The sequence below is a fragment of the Roseibium sp. genome, from assembly GCF_050301095.1.
Classification (GTDB): domain Bacteria; phylum Pseudomonadota; class Alphaproteobacteria; order Rhizobiales; family Stappiaceae; genus Roseibium.
Window position 1 is genome coordinate 18,475 of sequence record NZ_JBNKYW010000057.1, and the last position, 8,722, is coordinate 27,196.

8 protein-coding genes and 1 pseudogene are annotated in these 8,722 nt (G+C 61.7%); 1 reads left to right on the forward strand and 8 read right to left on the reverse strand.

Annotated elements, in window-relative coordinates; genetic code table 11:
* Positions 1–26 precede the first annotated feature (26 nt).
* Positions 27–1,712 carry a methyl-accepting chemotaxis protein gene (locus tag ACQY7U_RS05135; RefSeq protein WP_428642667.1) on the forward strand — a complete coding sequence of 562 codons (1,686 nt, stop codon included), beginning with the start codon at positions 27–29 and terminating at the stop codon, positions 1,710–1,712.
* Between the two features lie 162 nt (positions 1,713–1,874).
* Here the strand turns inward: ACQY7U_RS05135 and ccoS are convergent, their stop codons facing one another.
* From ccoS to ACQY7U_RS05175, 8 genes and pseudogenes are all read right to left on the reverse strand, one after another.
* Positions 1,875–2,027, reverse strand: a complete 153-nt coding sequence (gene ccoS / locus ACQY7U_RS05140; protein ID WP_428642668.1) for a cbb3-type cytochrome oxidase assembly protein CcoS — start codon at positions 2,025–2,027, stop codon at positions 1,875–1,877.
* A 7-nt stretch (positions 2,028–2,034) separates the two neighbouring features.
* Positions 2,035–4,285: pseudogene (locus ACQY7U_RS05145) on the reverse strand (heavy metal translocating P-type ATPase).
* A 13-nt stretch (positions 4,286–4,298) separates the two neighbouring features.
* Entirely contained in the window at positions 4,299–4,811 is a 513-nt protein-coding gene (locus tag ACQY7U_RS05150) for a FixH family protein (protein WP_428642669.1), read from the reverse strand.
* Between the two features lie 10 nt (positions 4,812–4,821).
* A complete protein-coding gene (gene ccoG / locus ACQY7U_RS05155) occupies positions 4,822–6,285 on the reverse strand; it encodes a cytochrome c oxidase accessory protein CcoG (RefSeq protein WP_428642670.1) in 1,464 nt (487 codons plus the stop codon).
* Between the two features lie 166 nt (positions 6,286–6,451).
* Positions 6,452–7,330, reverse strand: coding sequence for a cytochrome-c oxidase, cbb3-type subunit III (gene ccoP / locus ACQY7U_RS05160; RefSeq protein ID WP_428642671.1), 879 nt, complete (start codon positions 7,328–7,330; stop codon positions 6,452–6,454).
* A 3-nt stretch (positions 7,331–7,333) separates the two neighbouring features.
* Complete coding sequence (locus ACQY7U_RS05165) at positions 7,334–7,489, reverse strand: cbb3-type cytochrome c oxidase subunit 3 (protein WP_428642672.1); 156 nt, start codon at positions 7,487–7,489, stop codon at positions 7,334–7,336.
* A gap of 5 nt (positions 7,490–7,494) precedes the next feature.
* Entirely contained in the window at positions 7,495–8,229 is a 735-nt protein-coding gene (gene ccoO / locus ACQY7U_RS05170) for a cytochrome-c oxidase, cbb3-type subunit II (RefSeq protein ID WP_428642673.1), read from the reverse strand.
* A gap of 13 nt (positions 8,230–8,242) precedes the next feature.
* On the reverse strand, positions 8,243–8,722 hold a 480-nt coding region (locus ACQY7U_RS05175; protein WP_428642674.1), incomplete at its 5' end, for a cbb3-type cytochrome c oxidase subunit I.

An 8,722-nucleotide genomic window follows, 5' to 3' on the forward strand; every position in this document is an offset into this window, starting at 1 on the left:
GCACGACCTCCAGAGCGAAAGCAACCATGTTCAAGAATCTTTCAGTCAGCAAGAAAATCGCCGCCGGCTTCCTCACACTCGCCCTGATCGGCGCCGTTGCGGGTGGCACGAGCGCCATCAAGACGTCCTCCGCCCTGCAGGAGGTTGAAACAGCCAACGCCCTCTCGGACCTGAATTCCGAAACCGCCAGGCTCAGCGAGAAGATCTCGGGTCAGGCCCTGGCCGTGAAATCCTTTCTGCTGACAGGAAACAGGGACTGGCGCCAGCGCTCGGAAGATTTGAATTCAGAGATCTCGGCCCAGTTCGCGAAGGTGCAAACGCTTGTCGATGACACAGGACCGCAGTTGCCGGGGCTTCTGTCCGAACTGGAAACCAGCTGGAAAGCCTGGTTCAACCAGATAGCGGCGCACCAGATGGAGCTCATGCGGACACCGGAAACCGTCGACATGGCCCGCGCCATCGAGCTGACGCCAGAAAGCACAGGCCTGTTGTCCGAAGTCCAGAAACAACGGGACGAATTTACCGACGCGGTTGCGCAGAAGCGGCAGGCCTCCCTGGTCAACCAGAATGCGGCTCTCGGAACGGTACAGTTCGTTGCCATGGCCAGTGCCGTTCTCCTGACCGTTCTGGCTGTGGTACTGGGGGTCGTGAACCACTTCATGGTGTCCGCGCCGCTGACCCGGCTGTCGGACGTCACCGAGAAACTTGCGACCGGTGACACCACCTCCTCCGTCGATGTCGGCGACCGGCGCGATGAAATCGGCCTCCTGGGCCGCGCGCTCGGCGTTTTCCGCGACAATCTCGTCCGTACGCGCGAACTGGAAAAGAACACTGCGGCAGAACGCGAGATCGCAGAACAGAGCAAGCGGGAAGAGATGGAGCGCGTTGCCAACGATTTCGAAGCAACGGTGCTCAACATCAGCAACGGCATGATTGCCAAGCTCGATGAACTCACCGGCAACGCAGGGGCGCTGTCCAACATTGCGAACACGACGACCGAACAGGCGCTGTCCGTTTCCGCAGCTGCGGAACAGGCAACAAACAATGTCAACACGGTTGCCAGCGCGACCGAGGAACTCTCCGCCTCGATCCGCGCGATCACCGATCAGGTCCGCTCCTCTTCCGAAATTGCCCAGCAGGCGGAAACGGAAGTAAACCGGTCCAATGATGCTGTGGAAACGGTTCAGCAGGTGGTCGCGCGCATTGGTGACGTCACGAAGCTGATCACCGACATTGCCGAACAGACCAACCTTCTGGCGCTGAACGCAACCATCGAAGCGGCCCGGGCCGGGGAAGCCGGCAAGGGCTTCGCGGTTGTCGCCTCCGAAGTGAAGGCACTGGCGGAACAGACCTCGAAGGCCACGGAGGAAATCGACCGGCAGATCAACGAAATGCGCCAGGCCGCCGATGCATCGACGGAAGCCACCGGCTCTGTCGCCGAGATGGTTCAGAAGATCGCGGAGAACACTTCCGCCATGTCCGGCGCCGCCGAGGAACAGAACCTGGCAACGACCGAGATCGCCTCCAGTGTCGCCGAAGCTGCCCAGGGGACGGAAGGTGTTTCCCGGTCGATCACGGAAGTCAGCGCGGCGGCCAGCGATACCGCAAGACTGAGCGCCGACATGAACGAGGCTGTCGGGGGGCTGCAAGAGCAGTCCGGCAACCTGCGCCGCGCCATGGAGGATTTCCTCTCCAAGGTCCGCGCCGCCTGATCTGCAATCTGTCAGGATACCGGGACGGACGTCTGAACGTCCGTCCCTTTTTATTTGCCCAGGCCTGACTGGGTTGTTCAAGCCCCGGGCATTTACGAGGCCGCACACCGAACCGGGCCTGCGGGCTCCAGCCTTCACTGCTCCATTTTCAAGTGCGCTTGATCACTGGTCCGGCAGGTCGTCGTCGTCCAGAACGCGCCACTTGGCGCCCTCCAGATCGTCATACTGACCGCTTTTCAGGGACCACAGGAAGGCGGCAAGGCCAAGCCCGCCAAGGAAGAGGGCAATGGGGATCAGGTAAATCAGAACGTCCATGGCGACGTTATCCTTTCCCGTTCTCGCCGGCATCCTGCCCCGGCACGTCATGCGCGATCTGATCGCCACCCTCGCCCAGACGCAGCTTCAGGGCGTTGGCGGTCACCACCAGCGAAGAAGCGGACATGGCGATTGCCGCCATCAAGGGGGGTCACGAAACCGGCAACCGCGATCGGAACCGCCACGACGTTGTACAGTGCGGAGATCCAGAGGTTCTGCTGAATGGCCGCACGCGCCTTCCTGGACAGTCTCAACGCATCGGCAACCGGCAGCAGCCTGTCGCCAAGGAACACGGCGTCGGCTGCCGCCTGACTGAGGTGCACGGCGGAGACCGGCGACAGTGAAACATGAGCTCCGGCAAGCGCGGGCGCATCGTTGAGGCCGTCACCGACCATCAGTACCTTCCGACCCGCACGCTGCAGCTCTTCCAGCCGCGCGATCTTCTGCGCCGGTTTCATGCCGGCCTGCCAGTCGGCAATATCCAGCGCCCGTGCGGCCGCCTCGACGGCAGGCACCGTATCGCCGGACAGGATTTCAAGTGCGTAGCCCTGCTGTTTCAAAAGGTCGGCAACCGCCCGCGCATCCGGCCTGAGGCTCTGCCGGAACGGCAGCAGACGGACCGGACCGTTCCCGAACCGGATGGCCAGCAGCGAGGCCCCGGGGAACGCCTCAAGCATTTCATCGACCGTTTCCGGCCGGGCACCGCAGAACCGGGGACTTCCGAGACGGAGAATCTGGCCGTCCACAATGGTTTCAAGTCCGGCTCCGGAAACCTCGGTCACGTCCGGCAAAGGCGCAATTGCCCCGGTCGCGCGGACCAGCGCCGTGGAAAGCGGGTGACGACTGGCAAGGGCAAGCCGCCCGGCAAGGATCATTTCCGCGTCGTCTGGTGCGATATCCGCGCAAAGTTCCGGATTGGCCAGCGTCAGGGTTCCGGTCTTGTCGAACAGGATCGTGTCGACATCCGACAGGCGCTCGATGGCATCGCCTGAATTGAGCAGCACACCCCGGCGAAACAGCTGGCCGGACGCGACCACCTGCACGGCCGGAACCGCGAGGCCGAGCGCACAGGGACAGGTGATGATCAGCACCGAGATGGAAATGATCAGCGCGGGCTGCCAGTCCAGCCCGGCCAGCAGCCAGCCGAGGAAGGTGAGTGCCGCGGCGCCATGCACGAGAGGTGCATAAAGCTGCGCCGCGCGATCCGCGATACGGACATAGCTCGACTTTGCCTGCGAGGCAGCTTCCAGCAGCCGGTTGACCTCGTCAAGCAATGTCGCACCGGAGGCCGCCTCGACCCGAACCTGCAGCGCGCCCGCCCCGTTCAGGGTGCCGGCATAGACCCTCTGCCCGGCTGTCACGGGCACCAGCACGCTTTCGCCGGTTACAAGGCTCTGATCGATTTCGGACAGGCCGGTTTCGACGATGCCGTCCACCGGTACGCGCTCCCCGCTCGAGACCAGAACGAGGTCGCCCGTGGCAATCTTGGACAGCGGGACTTCGCGCACGCTTCCGTCCGGATTGATCCGGGCGGCCACTTCGGCCTTGAGGGCCGCTATGTTCTCGGCGAAGGAACGGGTGCGCCCGCGCATGTTGTGATCGAGAAAGCGGCCGACCAGCAGGAAGAACAGAAGCATCACGGCGGACTCGAAATAGGCGTGATGCTGATGCTGAAGCGTTTGCACCAGCGACAGGGCGACGGCCAGAAAGACGCCGATGACGATCGGTACGTCCATGTTCAGGCGCCCCGCAGACAGGGCCGTGAAGGCGCTTTTAACAAACGGCCTGCCGGCATAGGCCACGGTCGGCAACGCGATCAGGGCCGAAAGCCAGTGAAAGAAGTCGCGGGTTTCCGGAGTAATGTCGGTGGCATTACCGGACCAGACGGAGACGGACAGAAGCATGATGTTCATGCCGGCGAAACCGGCGACGGCCAGGCAGCGCAGGAGCTGTTTTCCCGTCCTGTCCTGACGTTCCTTCTGGTTTGCCGGATCGAACGGATGGGCCGTGTAGCCCAGCCTCGCCAGCTCCGAGACGATCTCATCCGCCCCGGTTTCATCCTCGACCCAGTCGACGGCAAGGCGTTGGCTGGTCAGGTTGACCCGCGCGGTGCGGATCCCCGGCAGACGTTTCAGGCCGCGCTCGATCTCACCCATGCAGGCGGCACACGTGATGCCGTCTACGGCAAGGTCCATGTGCACCGCACCGTCCTTGCCGGGAGTTACGAAAGCCTGCCAGTCGCGCTGATGAACCGTCATGAGGTGCCTGACTTCAGTCTTTCACGAAGATCCGGTTTTCGGATTTGAACTTGCGCTCCCCGTCCCGGTTGATCTCCAGTACGAGCGTCCAGTTTCCCGCTGCGAGGTTTTCCACCTCACCGACGTAACGCCCTCCGCCATCGGCGGTGAAGGCAACTTCCACATCGGCGCCATCATGAACCGGATTGCGCAGCAGCGCCTGCAGTTCGACCCCATAGAGCGGCGAGCCGTCCGCATCGGCGGCACTCACCACCAGCTTGCCGGCGCCGTCGCCGGTACGGACGAATTCACCAGACACCTGCCAGTTAAGCTTCTCCTGATCCTTCGCCGCGGCAATCTCCTGATTATAGGCCTGACCGGCCTCGTAGGAGCTTTCCACCACCACGCCCGGGAACGACCCGAGCGCAAGATAGATGAACACGGCGTTGGCCGCGAAAATGACCCCGAAGAAGCCGAGCAGCCAGAAAAGCACCGTCCTGCCCGTCAGGGGTTTGGGATCCTTCATGTTCGACTGAACCATCGTCATCCTGCGCTCCTCAAGGCTTAGCCGGTGCTTTGAAAGTGTCTTTCGCCGTAACCACCTCACCCATCACGCTCTCGGTGATACGGAAGGTCACGGGAGTGGAATGCGGCATCTTCTCCCAGGGGGGAGAGGTTACCAGAATACGCACTTCCCGGGTGGTGTCCGGACCGACTTCAATGATCGGCCGCCCCGCGAAGGAGCTTTCGACACCAACGGCTTCCACAAGCGTGTTCGGCGGCATGCCTTCCACATGCAGCATGAAGCTGCGCGAATGTCGGCGCTTGTTGGAAAGCCGGACCGTATAGCCGTTCCGCACCGTGCCGTCCGATTGTTCCACAAAGACCGGGTTCCTGTCATGCAGCACGCTGATATCGGCAAAGTCCCGGTTGAGTAGGGCGAACAGCATGATCGCGCCCACGACGGCAATGATCGAGGCATAGGCGATCGTCCGCGCGCGGACGATTTCATAAACCGGTTCCTTGCCGTCGATACGCCGCTGGATGTTTTCGTCCGTGTCGTAGGCGATCAGCCCGGTCGGTTTGCCGATCTTGGTCATGATGTTGTCGCAGGCGTCGATGCACAGGCCGCACTGGATACAATCAAGCTGCATGCCCTTGCGGATGTCGACGCCGGTCGGACAGACCTGGAAACACTGGTAGCAGTCGATACAGTCGCCGGAAGGAAGGCCCTGCTCGGCAAGTTTGCGGTTCTGCTTCAGCGATCCGCGCGGTTCGCCCCGGTCCCAGCGGTAGGTGACATTGAGCGCCTTCTCGTCGGTCAAGGCCGCCTGGATGCGCGGCCAGGGGCACATGTAGATGCAGACCTGCTCGCGCATGAACCCGGCCAGCAGGTAGGTCGTCGAAGTCAGGATGCCGATCCAGATATAGGCGATCATCGGCGCCTGGAACGTCAACAGCTGCCAGACCAGGGTCGGCGCGTCATTGAAGTAGAGAACCCAGGCCCCGCCGGTCCACCAGGCGATCATCAGCCAGAAGAAATGCTTGGTGACGCGCTTGCGGACCTTGTCGAAGGTCCAGGGATCCTTGTCGAGCGCAATCCGGTCGCGCCGGTCGCCTTCGACCTTGCGCTCCACCCACAGAAACAGATCCGTCCAGACCGTCTGCGGGCACAGATACCCGCACCACAGACGTCCGGCGACCGCGTTCATCAGAAACAGCGCGACAGCCGCGATAATCAGTAGGCCGGTGAGGTAATAGACTTCCTGCGGCCAGATCTCGATGAAGAAGAAGTAGGCCCGCCGTCCTTCCAGATCGATGAGAACGGCCTGGCCGGGTGCATCCGGGCCGCGGTCATAGCGGATGAACGGCAGGAAATAGTAGATACCAAGGGTGATGAAAAGCAGCGCCCACTTGATCCTGCGGAACAGGCCATGGGTCGCCATGGGATAGATTTTCTTGGCGGACGCAAACCACTCTTCCGAGTGCCCGCCCTCATGCGTTTCGGTGTCCGCAGACATACCGCCCGTCCTTTTTTCAAGTCAGATCCTGCCCCAATAGGATCATGCCAAGCCGGCGGAACCGATTGCTCCGCCACCTTCTCAAACAATAATCCGGCGCAAGTGGTCTGACTTTGCGCCGGATCAATTCAGGCCGCTATTGCGCGGCTTGCCGCAGGACTGCGGCTTATTGACCGCCACCGAAGGAGTGGACGTACACTGCCAGAGACTTGACCGTGGCAGGGTCCAGGCGGTCCACCCAGGCGGGCATCACGCCGTTGCGCGGGTTTCTGACCTGCGCCTTGATGGCCGCCAGCGACTTGCCATAGAGGTAGTTCGCGGACAGAAGGCTCGGTGCCCCGACGTCCTGAATACCCTTCAGGTCTTCGCCGTGACAGGCCGCGCAATTGTCCTCGTACACCGTCTGGCCTGCGGCCAGATCGACACCGTCCTCGGTTTCCAGTCCGGCGCGCGAGGCGACGAAGTTGGAGACCTGGCTGATTTCCTCCTTGCCGAGAAGTTCGTCGCGGCCGAAGGCGGGCATCTCGCCGACACGGGCGTCGTCATTGCCCGAACGGATACCGTATTGCAGCGTGGTGTAGATGGCGTCCAGGCTACCGCCCCAGATCCAGGTGTCGTCCTGAAGGCTCGGATACCCTTCCGCGCCTGTACCGCCCGAGCCGTGGCAGGGGGCACAGTTGTCGCCGAAGGCTGCCGCGCCGTTCGCCAGGGCGAACTGCAGCAGTTCCTGGTCCTTGGAGATATCTTCCAGGGACGCGGCCACGATCTTGTCAGCGAACGCGGACCGGCCCGCGACACCCTCATCATAGGCAGCTATGGCTTCGAGGCGCTGGTTGCTCCCCCAAACACCCGTCGTGTAGCTGGAGATCAGCGGCCAGGACGGATAAAGCACCCAGTAAATCAGGGCCCAGACGATGGTGGCGTAGAACATATACAGCCACCATCTCGGCAACGGATTGTTGAGTTCCTTCAGACCATCCCATTCGTGGCCGGTTGTCTCGACCCCGGAAATTTGGTCGATTTCCTTTTTATGTGCATCTGCCATGGATCAGTCCTCCCGGAACGGGATTTGAGCGGCATCATCGAACTTCTTGCCGTTCTTCGGCCACAGCGCATAGGCCAGAACGATGCCAAACAGGATCATGAAGTAGAGAAGGCCCCAGGTTTGAGCGAAGCCTGCGAATGCGGAATATGTCTCGTTCATCGCCCTTACCTCGCGTTGGCCTTGTCGTCATAGATGGAGAAGTCGACCATGGTGCCGAGCACCTGAAGATAGGCGACCAGTGCGTCCATCTCGGTGACGACCTTCGGATTGCCGTCGAAGTCGCGGATTGCGACACCCGGATAGCGTTCCTCGAACCCATCGGCCGCTTCCGTGTCCGGAGTGGCCTGGCCGAGAATATCCGAGGCGGCGTTTGCGACCTGCTCGTCGGTGTAGGGAACGCCGACGATGGTGTTGACGCTCAAGGCCGACTGGATGTCCCGCGTGTTCAGCTTGTTCTCCGACAGGAACGGGTAGCCGGGCATGATGGATGCCGGAACCAGCGAACGCGGGTCCTGTAGGTGCTCCACATGCCATTCGTCGGAGTATTTGCCGCCGACGCGGGCAAGATCCGGACCCGTGCGCTTGGAACCCCACTGGAACGGGTGGTCGTACATCGACTCCGCTGCCAGCGAGAAGTGACCGTAACGCTCCATTTCGTCACGCATCGGGCGGACCATCTGCGAATGGCAGAGATAGCAGCCCTCGCGGATGTAGATGTCGCGCCCGGCGAGTTCCAGCGGCGTGTACGGCCGCATGCCCTCGGTCTTCTCGATCGTGCTCTTCAGATAGAAGAGCGGAGCGATTTCGACCAGGCCGCCGATGGCGACCATGACCAGAATACCGACCAGCAGAACGAAGGAGTTCTTTTCGAAAACTTGGTGTTTGTTCCAAAGTGACATTGTTATCCCTCCCTTATTCGGCCGGAGCCAGGGAGCCAGCCGTGGTGGCATCGGCTTCCTGAGCCTCGCCGCGACGGACAGTCATCCAGAGATTGTAGGCCATGATCAGGGCGCCGAGCAGGAAGAGCGCACCGCCGAGAGCACGGATGATGTAGAAGGGATGCATCGCTTCCACGGTTTCCACGAAGGAGTATTCCAGGAAACCGAGCTGATCGTATGCGCGCCACATCAGGCCCTGCATGATGCCGGACACCCACATGGAGGTGATGTAGAGAACGATCCCCAGCGTCGACAGCCAGAAGTGCCAGTTCACCAGTTTCAGTGAGTAGAGGCTCTTCTTGTTCCACAGCCACGGGATCATGCAGTAGAGCGCACCGAAGGAGATGTAGCCCACCCAGCCGAGCGCACCGGAATGCACGTGGCCGATGGTCCAGTCGGTATAGTGCGACAGCGAATTGACTGAACGCAGGCTCATCAGCGGTCCTTCGAAGGT